The sequence below is a fragment of the Thermosediminibacter oceani DSM 16646 genome, from assembly GCF_000144645.1.
Taxonomy (GTDB): Bacteria; Bacillota; Thermosediminibacteria; order Thermosediminibacterales; family Thermosediminibacteraceae; genus Thermosediminibacter; species Thermosediminibacter oceani.
The window spans coordinates 2,158,033-2,174,521 of the sequence record NC_014377.1; the positions used below are offsets into that span (position 1 = coordinate 2,158,033).

15 protein-coding genes are annotated in these 16,489 nt (G+C 51.7%); 6 read left to right on the forward strand and 9 right to left on the reverse strand.

Going from position 1 to position 16,489, the window contains the following annotated elements; genetic code table 11:
* Window positions 1-45 precede the first annotated feature (45 nt).
* Together TOCE_RS10895 and TOCE_RS10900 are read left to right on the forward strand one after the other, a co-directional pair.
* Complete coding sequence (locus TOCE_RS10895; RefSeq protein ID WP_013276878.1) at window positions 46-291, forward strand: hypothetical protein; 246 nt, start codon at window positions 46-48, stop codon at window positions 289-291.
* Entirely contained in the window at window positions 273-857 is a 585-nt protein-coding gene (locus tag TOCE_RS10900; protein WP_013276879.1) for a DUF6036 family nucleotidyltransferase, read from the forward strand. Before TOCE_RS10895 ends, TOCE_RS10900 begins: the two co-directional genes overlap by 19 nt.
* A gap of 21 nt (window positions 858-878) precedes the next feature.
* On the opposite strand, the gene TOCE_RS10905 is transcribed toward TOCE_RS10900, so the two are convergent.
* Window positions 879-1,490: a GNAT family N-acetyltransferase gene (locus TOCE_RS10905; protein WP_013276880.1), complete on the reverse strand. Its 612-nt coding sequence runs from the start codon at window positions 1,488-1,490 to the stop codon at window positions 879-881.
* On the reverse strand, window positions 1,456-2,715 hold the full coding sequence (locus TOCE_RS10910) for a glycerol-3-phosphate acyltransferase (RefSeq protein WP_013276881.1): 1,260 nt from the start codon (window positions 2,713-2,715) through the stop codon (window positions 1,456-1,458). The genes TOCE_RS10905 and TOCE_RS10910 overlap by 35 nt, the downstream gene beginning before the upstream one ends.
* 204 nt (window positions 2,716-2,919) lie before the next feature.
* Here TOCE_RS10910 and TOCE_RS10915 point away from each other — a divergent pair, with 204 nt between their 5' ends.
* Window positions 2,920-3,351 (forward strand): nucleotidyltransferase domain-containing protein, encoded by a 432-nt coding sequence (locus TOCE_RS10915; RefSeq protein WP_013276882.1) that lies wholly within the window; start codon window positions 2,920-2,922, stop codon window positions 3,349-3,351.
* Complete coding sequence (gene hepT / locus TOCE_RS10920) at window positions 3,351-3,779, forward strand: type VII toxin-antitoxin system HepT family RNase toxin (protein WP_013276883.1); 429 nt, start codon at window positions 3,351-3,353, stop codon at window positions 3,777-3,779. The genes TOCE_RS10915 and hepT overlap by 1 nt, the downstream gene beginning before the upstream one ends.
* Window positions 3,780-3,790: 11 nt before the next feature.
* Here the strand turns inward: hepT and TOCE_RS10925 are convergent, their stop codons facing one another.
* The 7 genes from TOCE_RS10925 to TOCE_RS10955 form a co-directional block, all read right to left on the reverse strand.
* Window positions 3,791-5,134 carry an ABC transporter permease gene (locus TOCE_RS10925; RefSeq protein ID WP_245523126.1) on the reverse strand — a complete coding sequence of 448 codons (1,344 nt, stop codon included), beginning with the start codon at window positions 5,132-5,134 and terminating at the stop codon, window positions 3,791-3,793.
* A 12-nt stretch (window positions 5,135-5,146) separates the two neighbouring features.
* Window positions 5,147-6,880, reverse strand: a complete 1,734-nt coding sequence (locus tag TOCE_RS10930) for an efflux RND transporter periplasmic adaptor subunit (protein ID WP_013276885.1) — start codon at window positions 6,878-6,880, stop codon at window positions 5,147-5,149.
* A gap of 78 nt (window positions 6,881-6,958) precedes the next feature.
* A complete protein-coding gene (locus TOCE_RS10935; protein ID WP_013276886.1) occupies window positions 6,959-7,645 on the reverse strand; it encodes an ABC transporter ATP-binding protein in 687 nt (228 codons plus the stop codon).
* A 189-nt stretch (window positions 7,646-7,834) separates the two neighbouring features.
* The gene (locus TOCE_RS11770; protein ID WP_013276887.1) at window positions 7,835-8,449 is read right to left on the reverse strand and encodes a TetR/AcrR family transcriptional regulator; all 615 of its coding nucleotides are present in this window, start codon (window positions 8,447-8,449) and stop codon (window positions 7,835-7,837) included.
* Window positions 8,450-8,476: 27 nt separating this feature from the next.
* Complete coding sequence (locus tag TOCE_RS10945) at window positions 8,477-9,616, reverse strand: TolC family protein (RefSeq protein ID WP_013276888.1); 1,140 nt, start codon at window positions 9,614-9,616, stop codon at window positions 8,477-8,479.
* Window positions 9,617-9,622: 6 nt separating this feature from the next.
* Window positions 9,623-12,727, reverse strand: coding sequence for an efflux RND transporter permease subunit (locus tag TOCE_RS10950; RefSeq protein ID WP_013276889.1), 3,105 nt, complete (start codon window positions 12,725-12,727; stop codon window positions 9,623-9,625).
* The gene (locus TOCE_RS10955; RefSeq protein ID WP_013276890.1) at window positions 12,724-13,968 is read right to left on the reverse strand and encodes an efflux RND transporter periplasmic adaptor subunit; all 1,245 of its coding nucleotides are present in this window, start codon (window positions 13,966-13,968) and stop codon (window positions 12,724-12,726) included. The genes TOCE_RS10950 and TOCE_RS10955 overlap by 4 nt, the downstream gene beginning before the upstream one ends.
* A 207-nt stretch (window positions 13,969-14,175) precedes the next feature.
* Here TOCE_RS10955 and TOCE_RS10960 point away from each other — a divergent pair, with 207 nt between their 5' ends.
* Together TOCE_RS10960 and TOCE_RS10965 are read left to right on the forward strand one after the other, a co-directional pair.
* Window positions 14,176-15,792, forward strand: coding sequence for an efflux RND transporter periplasmic adaptor subunit (locus TOCE_RS10960; RefSeq protein ID WP_013276891.1), 1,617 nt, complete (start codon window positions 14,176-14,178; stop codon window positions 15,790-15,792).
* A 16-nt stretch (window positions 15,793-15,808) separates the two neighbouring features.
* Entirely contained in the window at window positions 15,809-16,489 is a 681-nt protein-coding gene (locus TOCE_RS10965) for an ABC transporter ATP-binding protein (protein WP_013276892.1), read from the forward strand.

Below are 16,489 nucleotides of genomic sequence, written 5' to 3' on the forward strand. Positions count from 1 at the left end.
AAGAATATTTTTGATATAATAGGAATATGAGAAGAGGGATGGTTTATGAGCGAAAGAATAATCTTCGATGATTATATAAAACAGTTACAAAAAGATTCTTTTAAAATATACAGCCTGATGGAATCTGAACAAACCCCCGGAAAAAAAGTAAAGCGAAAACCCCGCGATCCCGAGGAAACCTTCGTCCTTTTTCTACTCGATTATAAAAGGTGGCAGAGGGCGTTAAAGACCGGTGCCATTAGCGAAATCGCCCCGAGGAGGTACAGATTAGATTGGATGAAAAATTTTTGAAGCGGCACTTAAAGTCTATTGCAGATGAACACAACAGTTTGAAGAAGGCATTAAAAATTACGGCAATTATAACTGAAGCCTTGAAAATCAAAAATATCAAGCCTATCCTTGTTGGTGGCAGAGCATTAGAATTTTATACTCTTGGAGGTTATGCGACAAAAGATATCGATCTAGTAATAAGAGGCAGAGAGCACGCAAAAGAAGTTTTTGAAAAGCTGGGTTTTACCAGAAGACCAGGAGAAAGGCATTGGTACAATGAAGAGATGGATCTTGCTATTGAAGTTCCCGATGAATACCTTGCAGGATCAACAGATAGAGTTATCACAGTCGAAATAGATAATATGGAAGCTTATATAATCGGTATCGAAGATCTGATAATAGACAGGTTATTGGCGGCAAAGTTTTGGCATAGCACTGATGATGAAGAGTGGGCGATAAAAATTATGGCATTGCACTTTAAGAAGATAGATTTTGATTATTTAAAAGAAGAAGCCCATAAAAACCAGGTTGCAGATTTATTAACTTCCGTTATCGATAAAAGCAAGAAATTAATAGAAAAATTATAGATAGAATGAGAATAAACCCTTTTATAGCTCCTTTACCATTATCAACCAATCACCCTGAAGGTCCCTGGTTCTTCCGACCGGTTTGAAACCGTACTTTTCATAGAGCCTCACAGCCGGAGCGTTGTCGGGCCTTACCTCCAGCTTGATCCGCCGGATCCCTAAGGAAGAAAGGTAGTTTATTCCCGCCTGGAGAAGCTTTTGCCCGATGCCCCTGCCTTGGCACTTTGGAGAAACCGCTATGGAAAGCAGCTGGGCCGAGGGCTTGCTGGTAGCCTCGAATCTCACGTAACAGAGCTTGTTAAGCACCACCCTGTAAATTGTCGATAAGCCTACGCCGTATATTCCGCGAATGGCCTTTGAAAATATCTTGAAGAGAAAGCCGGAAAAGATTGCCCTCAGCCACAGCTTTTTTATGTCGTCGGCCATGACTATATATCCTAAGACCTCGTTGCCGTCGACGGCCACCATGAACCCACCGTCGAAAGTGTCCCGCAGCAGGGCGAAAAAGTCGCGGAAAGCCTCTTTGACGGCGGAACTCATAGGTGTAAAAAAAGTTATACTTTTATGAAACGCTGCGCAGAAGATATCCACCACAGCCTCAATGTGTTTGATCTCCGCCGCTATTATTTTCATCAACCTGCTCCTCCGTCCTCATAAGTTCTGAGAGGAAGATCATCTGGTCAACGGTCACGAATTCGTACCCCCTGGCCCTCAGCTCATCGATCACAACCGGAAGGGCCCTGACGGTACTCGTTCTGTCGCCGCCTTTGAAGGTCACCAGGTCGCCGCTGTCGTGAAACAGTATTATCGAGCCCGGTTTCACCCGGTTTACCACGCCGGAAACTATTTTATTGGGCGGCAGTTCGGCCCAGTCCATAGCGGACACATCCCAGAGTACAATCGTGTAGCGTTCTTCCTTTAAAAACTTTCTGGAGTATGACGAATAGATACCCCTGGGTGGCCTGAAAAGTGTTGTCCTTACACCGGTCGCCTTTTTTATGGCCTCTTCGGCTTTTTTAATCTCTTCCCGGGTAGCCTTGGCAGAAAGCGGTATTAGGCTCCTGTGGGAATAAGTGTGGTTGCCTATGGAATGTCCTTCTTTTGCTATCCTCCTTGCGACATCAGGGTACTGCTCCGCATTTTTCCCGATCAGAAAAAACGTGGCGGGGACTTTCTTTTCTTTTAATATGTCTAATATCTGAGTAGTATATACGGGGTCCGGGCCGTCGTCGAAGGTTATCGCCACGTATTTGAATTGGTCGGGGCCGCGCCGTATTATATCCTTCTGCACGCCGAAACCTTTGTATACGTATTTGTTAAAAAAGGCCAGCATCAGCAAAAAGAACAGCAATAAAGCAAAAGCCGTCCGGGTAAAAACCGTAGGTTTTAACCGCTTTTCCAAAGCCGGAGGCCAGTACTGCACGGCCAGGTTGCCGAATATCAAAAGCGATATTATTATAAAGGAATCGCTCTTGAAAAAGCTGAACGCAAGCACGGGTATTAAAAAGGAGGCAGCGAAAACCGCATTGTCATAATCGTTAAAGAGAAATTTAAGGAGCAGGAAGAAAAACAGTAAAATTAGCCCGAAGACCGGCGACATGAAGGTGATCACTCCAAGCGCCAGGGCCTCCGTGGTTTCTCCGTCGAATTTATAAAAAAGAGGCCTGGTATGCCCCATAAGCGCCCCAACCGAAGCGAAAAGATAGGAAACTCCGGAATGAAGGTACATACCCGACAGCCACATGGTGAGGTATCCTTTGGCAAAATCAAGGATATAGCGGCCCACCGTGCGCTTCCTTATTACAAATAAGCTGCATATAAGGTAGGATATTATTCCTGAAAGCCAGAGCAGCGCCATTGACATCATCTCCTTTATGTATTTATATGTATTTTCCTCAGCGCGTGCTCCCGCCCTTTGCCGTTTTATATTAGACATCTACAAAAATTTTAAAGGACAGGTCTTTTCGACGTCAATGTACTAAACTTTGTCTTGACTTGCTTATTTGTTATAATAGAATTTTGTTTAGGAGTTTTGCCATACCGGGCAAAAGGAAGTGAGAAAATGCCATTGGACCTGATCCAAATTGACAGGGAGAAGTTGAAAATTTATATTGAAGAAAAGCTCGGCCAATTCGATGAAATCGCTGGGGTATATCTTTTTGGTTCCGCTATTGATAAAATGAGACCTGACAGCGACATAGATTTGGGTATAATACTGGTACCCGGTGCGGTAAAATCTGAAAAAGAGCTTGCCCTTTTTCTAGAAAAACTATATCTCGCATTGAGAAATTTCGACGGACATCCCTTTGACCTGATTTCTGTAAGGCACGTAAATACAATCCTTGCTTTCGAAATTTTACGGCACGGTGTTCCTCTTTTGATAAAAAATGATGAAGTTGTTTCGGAAGTTATAGAATCTATCAGCCGGAGATATCGAGATGTATATCCGAGATATAAAAAGGCCCTTCAAATCATAACGGGAGTGAGTATATAATGTCACAAAATGAAATTATTTCAAGAAAAATAGCTTTCATCAAAGAACAAATCAGTGAAATAGATTCTTTAATAAAAAATAAAAGCAGGGAGGAAATTCTAAAAGACTCCTGGCTCATTAAAGGCCTTAAATACTCCCTTCAAACCGCTATCGAGGCCATGATCGATATCACTTACCACATCTGCGCTAAACATTTTAAAAAAGCTCCCGTTGACGCAAGAGACGGTCTCGGAATTCTTCTGGAAAATAATCTAATAACCGAAAGAGATTTTTTAACTTTCAGCCAGATGGTCGGCTTCAGGAACAGAGTAGTGCACGGTTACGAACAGGTATCTGCGGAAAGGGTATACGAATTAGCGGCAAATGAGCTGTTAGACTTCAATCGATTTATCGATCTGGTACTGGAATATATAAGAAAAGCTCCGTAAAGGAGCTTTTCTTATCTTCTCAGGGCTTCCACCGGCGGCACCGAAGCGGCCGTCCACGCCGGATATACGCCGAAGAGCAGGCCGCAGCCCAGGGCCACCATCACCGCAACTTTTACCGCTTCCAGGCTGACGACGGCTGTGAGCCCGTACCGGTTGAATAAACCCACACCCCAGAGTCCGGCAAAGGTGCCCGCCGCCGCCCCCATACCGCTCAGGTAAAGGGCTTCCAGCAGGAACTGCGTCAGGAGGTCGGAGCGCTTCGCCCCAAGCGCCCTCCTCACGCCTATTTCGCCGGTCCTCTCGGTTACCGCCACCAGCATTATGTTCATTATACCGAGGCCCCCGACCAGGAGGGATACAGCCGCTATTCCCCCCAAAAGCAGCGTCATGACCCTGTTGGCCTTGTCGGCCTCTTTTACCAGCGTATTGAGATTTGTAATTGTAATTATGTCTTTGCCCAGTTCCAGGCCCGGCCGGCTGTCTTCCCCGGGAGTTTCGGGACCCGGCGCGGGCTGGGGTTCGACAGGTTTTCCCATTTCGGACCCTTGGCCGGGCGTTTCTCCCTGTTTCTCGCCCCCGCCGGCGGAAACAGGAGCTTTGTTGTCAAGTCCCAGCTTTCTCCTGTAAATTCGCCCCATCTGGGCTATTGCAAGGTCCGCCGCCTTAGCCGATTCGGCTTTGACCCAAATTTCATCGACCGTACTTTTCCCCGCGATCTTCAAGGCCGTGGTGTACGGTATTATTAGTTTATCGTCGATGCCTTCCCCATGACCTTCGCCTTTTTTCTCCAGCACGCCCACGATTCTGAAGGTCTGCCCGTTCAGCGTAAACGTCTGCCCCACGGGACTTCTGCCCCCCAACAGGCCCGCACCTATGTTGTAACCGAGGACGGCTACGGATGACCGCTGTTCCACATGCCATGGGGTAAAGAACCTGCCGGATACGAGTTTATGGTCGCGAAGCTGCGGGAAATCGCTGCTCACACCCAGTATATCCACCTGTCCCCTGGCCCTGCGCCACTTCATGACGGCGTTGGTCCGGGCCACCGGGGATGCGTACTCGAGCCCGGAAACCCTCTCCAGCAACTCCCGGGCCTCCTCGGGCTGAAACTCGGCTTTCACGTCGTGGGCCTTAATCACGATTACGTTGGAACCCAGGCTCTTAAACTGCCGCACTACGGCCAGGCGCGCCCCTTCACCTATACCCATGAGGCTTATAACCGACGCGACGCCTATGGCCACCCCCAGTACAGTGAGGCCGGAGCGGAGGGGGTTGACCGCAACCCCGTGCCATGCCATCTGGGCACCGAAAATGAACCGCACCCAGAAAGACCGCCACGAATCAATAAATCTCACCGCCATCCCCCCTCAGTTCCCCTTACCCTGGGGGCTGCCGCCGTCACCCTGCCCCTCACCGTTCTCCTGCTGGCCGCCGGTCCCGGGCAGTATCTCGTTCGATTTAATCCGCTGTCCGGGCAGTATGTCGGCACTGCTGCCGGTTACCACCGCCCATCCTTCTTCTAAGCCACTTTTTATCTCCGCATATCGGTCGTTCATCAGTCCCAGCTCAACGCGGACAACTTTTGTGGTTCCTTCGGGCTGCAGCACCTCCACCATAGGCTGGCCGTCCTCTTCGAACACAGCTTCCACCGGCACGAGCAGAACGCCGCTTGCGCTGCCGGCCTCTATGTACGCCCTGGCCTGCATCCCCGGCCGCAGTTCCGGCGTGCCCTTCACGTTTATGGAAACCTCAAATCTGGTAACTCCGCTCATATCCTTTCCCATCGTGGCCACGTGCATGACTTTGCCCTCAAATACCTTGCCCGGGAGGGCGTCTACCGTGACTTTGACGGGAGATCCCTGCTTGACCATGAGCACGTCCACGTCATCCACCTGGGCCCACATCTGCATGTCTTCGGCGTTGTAGATGTGGCCCAGCCACTCACCCGCCTGTACCGTCCTGCCGGGCTGAGCGTTTATGTTAGCCACCACACCGTCCATGGGGGATTTGATTTCGAGAAGCTCGTACTGGCCGTACAGCCGCCTGAGCTTATCCTCGAGTTCGCGGACCTTTTCCAACTCCTCTTCCAGCATATCGCTTACATCGGAACCGGTGAGGGAAATTACTGCATCGCCCTTCTTAACCCGGTTCCTGTCCTTGACGTGGACCTTCGTCACCCGGGCCTCGACGGTGCTTGTGATTGTCTCCTCCACGGAATACCCTTCCACCTGGGTCGGGAAGCGCAGCCAGAGAACCTCAGGATCTTCAGGCCGGGTATTTTCGCCCTTTGCTACTCCCACCTGAACTGTCATCCCCGGCTGCACCAGCCCGGGGTTGTCACCCTCTATCGTCATATAGTAGACGTACTGGTAAAGCGCATCGCCGCCCTCGCTCCCTTCACCGCTGCCGGGCGAAGGCTCAACCACCGGCTCGGTATTTATATCCGTTATCTTCCCCTCTACTACTCCCTCAAACTGATTAAACCTCAAAAACGCCTTGCGGCAGTCTTTTGCTATCTCGAACTCCCCGGGGTTCAGCCTGGCCGTAATCCTGAATTTGGAGTCGTCCACCACCCGGGCCACGATGTCTCCCTGCTTAATCTCCGCACCTTCTTTTACCTTAAGGCCTATTACCCTCCCGTCCACCGGGGCCCTTAAAGTTATACCGGCGGAGGGGTCCACTCCGTATATCTCATGGGGCTCCACGTTTAATTTGGCGGCCAGCGACTTTTTCGCAGTCTCCAGCTGCTGTTCCAGGGACTCGATCTCACCCTGGAGACCGGGAGCCCTCAGCCTGACCAGAGGCTGCCCCGCCTTTACCCCATCCCCTTCCTTCACCAGCACTTCCTCTATTATGTAACTAGCAGGTCCCCCCTGCGCTTCCATATTGTACGGCACCATAATTCCACCGCCCCTGTTGGGATTGAGCGGCCCTGAAGTTTCCACACCGACGCTTATGTCCCCTCTTATTACTTTTGCCGTCGAGTATACGGGCCCCGTACCGGCTTCTTTTGGGGGAGGCATAAGGCTTTTAAAGGCGTAAAAACCGCCTACTACCACCACAGCCACAACGGCAATGACGGCTAAAATTTTTCTGTGCACTGTAAAGACCCCTCCTTACCTCTAAATCATCGATTCCACGATTACGACAGCCAGCCACCGGACACCTGCCGGTTTATATCAACCCACCAACTCCTCTTCTTTTATCCTCCCGTCGAGGAGCTTCACTATGCGGTGCCCGTAACGGGCCATGTCCCGGTCATGGGTGACCATTATAATCGTGATACCCCTTTCCGAGTTCAGCTTCTGGAACAGCTCCATGATCGTCCGGCCCGTTTTTGAATCCAGGGAACCGGTGGGCTCATCCGCCAGAATAAGCACCGGTTCCTGGGCCAGAGCTCTCGCGATCGCCACCCTCTGCTGTTCCCCGCCAGAAAGCTCGGAGGGCCTGTGGTGAATCCGGTCCGAAAGCCCTACGGCTTCAAGGGCTTCTCTCACGCGCCTTCTCCTTTCCGCCGTACCAACGCCCCTGTATATGAGGGGAAGCTCCGCATTTCCCATGGCATCCAGGCCCGGCAGCAGGTGAAAGCTCTGAAAGACAAACCCTATGTAGCGATTTCTGATCTCAGAAAGCCTGTCATCGCTCAACCTCTCAACCCTCATGCCGTTCAACAGGTACTCGCCGGCGGTCGGCCTGTCGAGGCATCCGATTATGTTCAAAAGCGTGGATTTCCCCGATCCCGAAGGCCCCATTACGGAAAGGAATTCTCCCTCTCCCACCGCGAGGGTTATATCGTTAAGGGCGTTTATAAGTACCTTGCCGTTGCGGTACTGCCTGGTTATGCCCCTGAGTTCTATCAGCGGCAATATATCACCCCCTTATTAGCCGTTCACTTCGATTTCAGTATATGGATAAAAAAATAACCCCGATAACATCCTATCAGATGCCAGGGGTAAAATCAACACAATTTTGATTGTACTGTAAAATCATTCTTTTATTAAATGCATGACGATAACCGGCGAGTAATTCTTCCATTCCACGGCGAGTCCCCGATTTCATTCGGGGGAAGATGTCACCCTGATGCCGTTCAGAACAATATCGATAACCGTCATCTTTATACTCTCCGGGTCGTATCCGTCCTCCGGAAAAAGCTCACTGAAAAGCACCAGGTGGCACGATTCCAGCAGCATCAGGGCGGGGATTACCGGCGTCACGGGCTTTAATTCCCCCGCTTTCATGCCTTCTTCCAGGATATCCTGTACTATCTTTGCGGTCGTTCTCTTCACATCTACCAGCCATTCATAGAGCTTTTCATCTATGTGCCTGTGGTCTTTTATCATCAGCTTGAAGAAGCTTGAAGACTCCCGGAAGTACCTTACGAGTACGCTCAGGGCATTGTCCAGCCTTTCGCGGTAGCCCTTGCCTTTTGCCGCTGCGGATTTAAAGTCGTCTAGAAAGTTTGAAGTGCAGTACTTTATGACATCGAAAAAAAGCTCCTTTTTGCTGCGGAAGTATTCGTAAACCGTTCCCTTCCCTATACCCGCTAATTCTGCGATTTCCTCCATCTTCGTCTCGTGAAAGCCCTTGCGGGTAAAAAGTTCCCCGGCGGCCTTTATTATCGACTCGTAGCGCTCCCTCTTCCGGTCCGTACCGAGGTCTTCCTTCCCCATCTTTTTTCTTTCACCTCTCTTTCAGGCCTACCGGTTGACGCTCATGTATACCACATTATCCAGGTTTAACCTGGCCAGGTTATAGGCGTAGATGGCCTGGGCCTTCTGAAGCTTCGCCTGTTTTAGAGCTTCCTCCGCTTGCATCAGGTCAACACCTCTTACGAGCCCCGCCTCGTAGCTGAGCTTCGCAAGGCGGTAACTCTCTTCGGCCATCTCTAAAGACCTGTCGAGCACCGGAATGCTGGCCGCCGCAACTATGTAATCCAAGTAGGCCTTCCTCACTTCCTGCTCCGCGCGGCTGAGAGCCTCTTCATAGTTCAGTTCCGCCTCCTTTAAGGCGTACTCCTTTTCCTTGTATTTGAAAGTATTGGAGGGGTAAACCTTTTTGGTCATGTCGAAATCCAGCCGGGCCAGTTCCATCTGCTCCCGGGCTCGGACGACGTCAATCCTCCTTTCCCGGGCCTGCTGAAGGAGCTCAGCCAGGTTGATTTCCTTTTCCGCCGCTTTGAACTCAAAGGCCTCCGAAAGCTCAATCCCTCTTTCCATATCAACTTTTAAAAGCTTTTTCAGGTCTATATACGCTTTTTCCTTCTCAGCCTCCGCTTTCTTCAGTTCGGCTTCCGCCGAAGCCACCTTTACCCTGGCGTCCAGAAGGTCCTTTTTGGCTGCCGAACCGCTGTCGTACAGGGCCTTTGCAATCCTTTCCATTTCCATGGCTCTCTTCAGGCTGTCGCCGGCGATCTGAAGCCTGTCGCGGGCTGCCAGGGCCGCGTAATATGCGGCCTCGACTCCGAACCGGATGTTCCTTCCGGTGGCCTCCACCCCGAGCTGGGACAACTTCAACTCCATATCCGCTGCTTTTTTGCCAAGCTCCATCTGATATTTGTAATCGAAATCCTTGTTTAGACTGATACCGTACTCTTCCTCCTTCTCCTCAGCCTTCCTTTCCTGATACTGCAGCTCCTTTTGCTTCAGCTCGGCCTTTTCCACCGCCAGCTGCGAAAGCCCCACCGCCGGGTTGTTTTTCAGGGCCAGGTCCACGGCCTCTTCAAGAGACAGGCTCAAGACATCACCGGCATCGGCGCCGTCCGAACCGGAAGAAACAGTAAACAGTGCCAGCACAAGGATTATTGAGAGTAAGCCCGCCCTTTTCCCAAATTTCCTCATGTTCTATTACCTCCCAAATATGCGGATGCCGTTCATCCGCAACTTTATCCTGCCGATGATTTTCTCAAAATCCTCAAATACGGTGTATATCACCGGAATCACCACCAGGGTAAGCATAGTTGATACCAAAAGCCCGCCTATGACGGCAGTAGCCAGAGAGGCGCGCATTTCGCCACCTTCCCCGAAGCCCAAAGCCAGCGGGAAAAGCCCCAGTATGGTCGTTAGCGTCGTCATCAGTATGGGCCTGAGTCTGATCGGTCCCGCTTTCAATATAGCTTCTTCCCTGGAAAGTCCCTTCTGCCGCAGCTGATTTACAAAGTCAATCAGCACTATGGCGTTATCAACCACTATTCCGACCAGCATTATTATGCCTATTATGGAGGCTATATTCAGGCTCCTGCCGGTCAAAAGCAGCGATAACACCACTCCGATCACAGAAAGAGGCACGGTAAACATTATTACGAAAGGCTGCACAAGGGACTCAAACTCCGCGGCCATGACCATATATACCAGGAGGGATGCCAGCAGAAACGCGAGAAAAAGGCTCCTGAAAGACTCCATCATCTGTTCCTGTTCCCCGCCCATTTCTATGCTGTAACCCTCCGGCAGTCTGAGGGACTTCAGCTTCTCCTGTATTTCCCTGTTCACCTCGCCCGAAAACCTGCCCAGGACGCTGCCGGTAACCTTGATTACCCTCGTCTGGTCTTCTCGCTCGATGGAAATGGGGCCTTGTGCTTTTGTCACCTCGGCTATACCGGAAAGGGGGACCATTACTCCTGTTGGGCTTGGAATGGTGAGGCTCTTTAACTTACCTATATCGTCGACCAGGCTGCTTTCAGCTTTAACCTTTACATCTATTTCATCGCCGCTCATCCTGAACCTTGTGGCGGTACTCCCCTGCACCGCCGTCTTCACGTAGTTGGCCACGTAGGCGGAATTCAGCCCGTAGAGTGACGCTTTATCTTTATCGATCTTTATATTAATCTCCGGGCGCTGCCTGGCGAGGCTGCTTTCAACTTCCCGGGTGCCGGGCACCGATTTTACGATGTTTACCACTTCTTCGGAAATACTTTTCAGCTTTTCCAAATCGTCGCCCCTTATTTTTATGGAAATAGGTTCTGAGGCCGCCCCCAGGAACATCATCCCGCCCATCGAAGACACGTTGACCTTCACACCGGGCATCTTTCGGGTCCTTTGCCTTATTTCCTCGGCCACTTCGTCACTGGTCCTCTTTCTCTCCGCCAGGGGTTTCAATCTTACCATAATGGTGGCCTCGTTATCGTTTTCCTGGCCCTGGTTCGAAAACCCGATAATATTGAGTACGCTTTCGATTTCGGGTATTGCATCCAGCTTCGAATTGATTTCGTCGACGGCGCGCTCCATCTCCTCGATCCTCGTGCCGTCGGGCATTTGGACGGTCATCGTTATCATACCCGTATCAAATTTGGGCAGGAATTCGCTGCCGACCAGCGGTATCAAGGCGAGACTCACCACAAAAGCCGCTGCGGCAACTCCTATCACCGTTTTTCTGTGATTAAGGGCCCATTTAAGTAAATTCCCGTAAAAAGCCAGAACTCTTTTGTATGCCGCATCGAATTTCCGCCCCAGTCCCGCCGGCCCGCTCACTATTTGCTCTTTCTTTTCGCCTCCTATAAGCCTGGATGAGAGCAGGGGTATCAGCGTCAGTGAAACGGCGAGGGACGCGAGCAGCGAATACGTCACCGTGAGGGCGAGTTCTTTGAAGAGCTGCGCCGTAATCCCCTCAACGAACACTATCGGCAAAAACACGACAACGGTGGTCAGCGTCGTCGCCATAACCGCCCTGGTGACTTCGTCGGTGCCGGAAATCGCCGCAGTCACCCGGTCTTCCCCTTCCTCGCGGTGCCTGAATATATTATCCAGCACCACTATAGAGTTATCCACCAGCATTCCAACGCCCAGGGCCAGCCCACCCAGTGACATCAGGTTCAGGGTGATTTTGTTGAAGTATACCAGGATAAAGGTAGTTATTATGGAAATGGGTATTGAAATGCCTATAATAAGGGTGGTCCGCAGGTCTCTCAAAAATAGGTACAGGACGGCAACGGCGAGGAGGGCGCCGCTGACGGCGTTTTCAACAACCTCCCCTAACGACTTGTTTATAAAATCCGCCTGGTCGAAGACCACGTCGTATCCGGCGTCGGCAGGCAGCTCCTTCCGGAGTTCTTCGAGTTCCTTTAAAACCCTCTCCGATACCTGGACGGTATTAAAACCACTCTGTTTGTAAAGCAGCAATACGACGCTGGGTTTTTTATTCAGCCTGGACAGCACATCGGTCTCCTCGACCTCCTCTATTTTCGCCACGCTGGAAAGAGGGATGCTGCCTCCACCGCTTACCGCAAGAGGTAGTTCCTTGATTTCGGATATATCCTTGAATTCCGAGATGCTCCTTATCAGGTACTCCCTTTTACCGTAAGAAACAGCACCTCCCGGGAGGTTCAGGTTTTCCGCCTGCAGCGTCCTTATTACCGTATCCATCGTTATGCCGTACCGGACCAGTTTATCGGGGTCAACGATTATATGTATTTCCCTTTTCGTTCCCCCGAAAACCTGGACCATGCCCACGCCTTCAATCTGCAGGAGCCTGTTTTTTATTTTATCCTCGGCTATTTTTTTCAGCTGGGAAAGGTCTTCACCGCCATAGACTGCAATCTCCATAACGGGAATCTGCGAGGCATCGTATTTATATATTTGCGGGGAACGGACGTCGGAAGGGAGCGCATCTTTAATCAGGTCTATCTTTTCCCTGACATCCAGCACCGCAAAATCCATGTCGGTGCCCCAGTTAAACTCCACCGTTATATTGGAAACGCCTTCGAGGGACGTGGACCTTATACTTTTTACGTTGCTGACGGTAGTCAGCACCTGTTCCAGGGGCTTTGTGACCAGATTTTCCACTTCCTCGGGCCCTGCGCCGCTATATTCGGTAATGACCATCAGCGTCGGAAAGCTTATATCCGGCAAAAGGTCCGTGCCCAGCCTGTCGAGGGATACCGCACCCAGCACCAGCACGATGACAACTATCATCGTCATGGTAACGGGGTGCTTTATGGAAAACTTGGCAAGGCTCATTTTCCTTCCTCCTTACCGACCACTTCCACCGGGGCCCCGTCGTCCAGATATTCCTGGCCCTCTACCACAATCTCAAGGCCTTCCTCCAATCCTTCCCTGATCACCGTAAACCCGTCAACCGTAGGCCCGGTTACGACCTTCACCGCTTTTGCCTTCCCGCCTTCCACCAGGTAGATAATTTTATCCTCGCCTTTCGTGAGCACGCATTCCTCGGGAACGGCTAATACTTTGGGATATGTGGCGACGGCCAGCTTCACCCTGGCGAACATGCCGGGTTTTACGGTCTCGCCGGCACCGGATATATTCACCTCAACGGGGTAGGTACCGGTCCTCGCATCCTTGTAAGGGCTCACGCTTGTCACCGTGCCTTCCAGGTTCACCCCGGCGGCTTCGATGGCAACTTCGACCTTCTGTCCGGTTTTTACAGAATTTATAACATCTTCGCTCACGTTTATCTTAACGACCATGCTGCCGGTGTTACCCAAGGTGGCCACTGGTATGCCGGGAGTAATGAGCTGCCCCACCTTCACGTCTACGGCTCCTACTACGCCGTCGATGGGCGCTGTTATCAGCGTACTTTCCAGAGCACTCTGTGCGGCGGAAAGCGCAGCCTTAGCCTGCTCCACCTGGGCTTTTGCCGCCGCCACTGTCCCCGGCACCGCCTTTTCTTTTGTCATCTCAAGCTGCACCCTGGCAGACTCGTACTGCTCCTTCGCTATTTTGTACTGCAGTTCTATCCCTTCGAATTCACGCTTGGAAATGGCCCCGTCCTGATAGAGTCCGCTCATCCTCTCATAATTCTGAGCGGTGTTTTTGTAGTTTTCCTCGGCCTGTTTCAACGCCGACTCCAGCCTTTGGACCTCCTGTTCCAGCTGGCTGTTTATTTTATTGTAGTTGGCAAGGGCTGCTTCGTACCCCGCCTTGGCCTGGTCAACCTGGGATTTTACGTCCTGCTGTTCGAGCCTTACCAGCACCTGGCCGGCCTTTACTTTTTCGCCGGCCTTCACCAGAACCGCTTCCACCCTGCCCGACATCTTGGCGGTAACGGTCACCTGGCCTGCAGCCTCTACCGTCCCGGGAAAGATACGGTATTCTGCCAAATCCCGCGCAGTTACCCGGTCCACCTTTACGGGAACGGACTCCTGTGTATCGGCGGCCTCCGGCGGCTTCCTTCCGCAGCCCGCTACGACCATTACGGGAATAAGAAAAAATATCAATGCCGCGAACCCTTTCCTAAGCATCTGAACACCCTCCCATAACTTGACCGACCGGTCGGTCTATATAGGATAATATTACCATAATCTGTGTCCAATATATCAACAACTCTACAGAAAACGCCGGATAGACTCAATATTCTTAAGATTGTTATCACAAATCTTACATATTTTTATAAACATTTACCGGTATAATATCTATAAAAAATTAAATACCGCGCGGAGGTGCTCTGTGTGAAGTATAAAAAACTTTTGGCGTTGATAATAATCGTCGCCGTCGCCGCAGTATGCTATTTTTTCTTCTCAGGTAGCCGCGAGAAAGCGGCATCCACCACCCCTGCCATGACCGCCCGCGTGCAGAGAGGTAACCTCACCGTGAGCGTCAAGGCGAGCGGGGCGATACAGCCTTACGAACTTCACGAACTGCTGCCGAGGAGCGGCGGCAAAGTAGAGAAAATTTACGTAAAGGCTGGCGACCGAGTAAAAAAAGGCGACCCGCTGCTCGTATTGAGCAACGAGGAAACGGACATCTCGCTGCAAAAGGCAAAAATAAACGTGTCCCAGCAGAAAACAGCACTGGATGAAGCGCTTTCTGCCCTGGAAAATACCGAGGTCAGGTCACCCGATAAAGGCCTGGTGAAAGAGATTACCGTAAGGAAAGGCGAATCCGTAACAAAGGGGGCCGTGGTGGCAAGGCTCCAACTAAACCCCGGCAAAACCCTGGTCCGGGCCCCCTTTAACGGCCACCAGATTAAGTACATAAAACCGGGCCAGAAGGCGCAGGTACTGTTTCTGGATTCCCTCTTCACTACCGAAGGAGTCGTAAAGGAGGTAGAGGAAAGAGGCGCCGTACAGCCGAGCGGTGCCGTATTTTATTACGCCACCGTAGAAATTAGCGGTGATTACTACATTGAAGGCGAAGAAACCCCGGTTGACGTCAGCATATTTACGCAAAACGGAACCGAGCAGAGCCTTGAAAGTGTCCCCCTGGAGCCGCCGGAGCTTGTCGACGTCAAGGCCGAGGCTTCCGGGACGGTGAAGGAAATTTACGTAAAAGAAAATGCGGTCGTCGATGAAGGCGGGAGAATACTCTCCATAAGCTCCGAGGAAGTCGACCGGAATGTGGAAAACGCCCGCCAGTCCCTGGAGCAGGCGCAGCTGGACTACCAGTTGAGGCTCCGGCAAAAAGAGCAGCTGACATACACCGCTCCCTTCGACGGCACCATCGTCGAAGTGAACGCCAGCGAAGGCGAGGAACTGGTCCAATCGGGCAGCCAGGAAAGCCGCGACCCGCTGATAATAGTGGCGGATTACTCTAAGATGAAGGTCGTGGTGTCCGTCGACGAACTGGACGCAATCAAGATAAAGCCGGGAATGCCGGCAAAGATCACTTCCGACGCGCTGCCCGACAAGACCTGGGAGGGGACCGTCGAACACGTAGCAGAAATCGGCACCGTGCAAAACGACGTCTCCACCTTCGACGTCACCGTCGTGACGAAACCCATTGAAGAACTCAGAGCCGGCATGACTGTAAACGTGGAGATAGTCATGGAGACCAAAGAGAATGCGCTGATGGTGCCGGTATCGGCCGTGAGGCAGATGAACGGAAAAAGTTACGTCGTCCTGGCAGAAAAGAATCCCTCCACCCGGCAGAACGGCAACAGCCGCCAGAATCTCAAAGAAGTAAAGACGGGGATCTCCAACAGCGAATACATCGAAATTCTGGAGGGCCTGAACGAGGGCGATCTAGTCCTGCTGACTTCCGGCACCGGCAGGGCGGCAGGGACAACCGAGCGCTACCGGATGCGGCCACCGGGAATGTTCATGGGGCCGACCGGACCTGGGCGGTAAAGGGAGGATGGCAACGGTGATCGAGTTGATAGGCGTATCCAAGGTTTACGGAAAGGGAAAGAACCAGGTGCCCGTCCTCGACGACATAAACCTCAAAGTGGACGAAGGCGAATTCGTAGCTATCCTGGGACCTTCCGGGTCCGGAAAGACGACGCTGATGAACATCCTGGGCCTCATCGATACCCCCACCTCGGGCAGCTACATCTTCGAGGGCAAACCCGTCAGCGAATTGAAGGATCGGGAACTGGCGAAGATAAGGAACAGGAAAATAGGCTTTGTATTCCAGAGCTTCAACCTCATCCCGGACCTGGACGCCCTGGAAAACGTCGAGCTGCCCCTCATATACGCCGGCGTAAAGCCCACCGAGAGGCAAAAGAGAGCCGCCGAACTTCTTGACCTCGTCGGCCTGTCGGACCGTACCCGCCACAGGCCTGCTGAAATGTCCGGCGGCCAGCAGCAGAGGGTGGCCATCGCCCGGGCTCTGGCCGCGGACCCGCCTCTCATCCTGGCCGATGAACCTACGGGCAACCTGGACTCCAGATCCGGCGCCGAAGTAATGAACATCCTTGAATCGCTGAACGTGTCCGGAAAAACCGTAATACTCATAACCCACGACAGGGAAATCGCCGCCAGGGCCAAGAGAAAAATCGAAATAAGGGACGGAAAAATAGTCCGCGACGAAAGGGTGAAGGATTAA

What these genes read in the sequence shown, in the direction of transcription:
- TOCE_RS10895 (WP_013276878.1), top strand. Translation starts at nt 46, where the DNA reads ATGAGCGAAAGAATAATCTTCGATGATTATATAAAACAGTTACAAAAA.
- TOCE_RS10905 (WP_013276880.1), bottom strand. Translation starts at nt 1,490, where the DNA reads ATGAAAATAATAGCGGCGGAGATCAAACACATTGAGGCTGTGGTGGAT.
- TOCE_RS10910 (WP_013276881.1), bottom strand. Translation starts at nt 2,715, where the DNA reads ATGGCGCTGCTCTGGCTTTCAGGAATAATATCCTACCTTATATGCAGC.
- TOCE_RS10915 (WP_013276882.1), top strand. Translation starts at nt 2,920, where the DNA reads ATGCCATTGGACCTGATCCAAATTGACAGGGAGAAGTTGAAAATTTAT.
- hepT (WP_013276883.1), top strand. Translation starts at nt 3,351, where the DNA reads ATGTCACAAAATGAAATTATTTCAAGAAAAATAGCTTTCATCAAAGAA.
- TOCE_RS11770 (WP_013276887.1), bottom strand. Translation starts at nt 8,449, where the DNA reads ATGGGGAAGGAAGACCTCGGTACGGACCGGAAGAGGGAGCGCTACGAG.
- TOCE_RS10945 (WP_013276888.1), bottom strand. Translation starts at nt 9,616, where the DNA reads ATGAGGAAATTTGGGAAAAGGGCGGGCTTACTCTCAATAATCCTTGTG.
- TOCE_RS10950 (WP_013276889.1), bottom strand. Translation starts at nt 12,727, where the DNA reads ATGAGCCTTGCCAAGTTTTCCATAAAGCACCCCGTTACCATGACGATG.
- TOCE_RS10955 (WP_013276890.1), bottom strand. Translation starts at nt 13,968, where the DNA reads ATGCTTAGGAAAGGGTTCGCGGCATTGATATTTTTTCTTATTCCCGTA.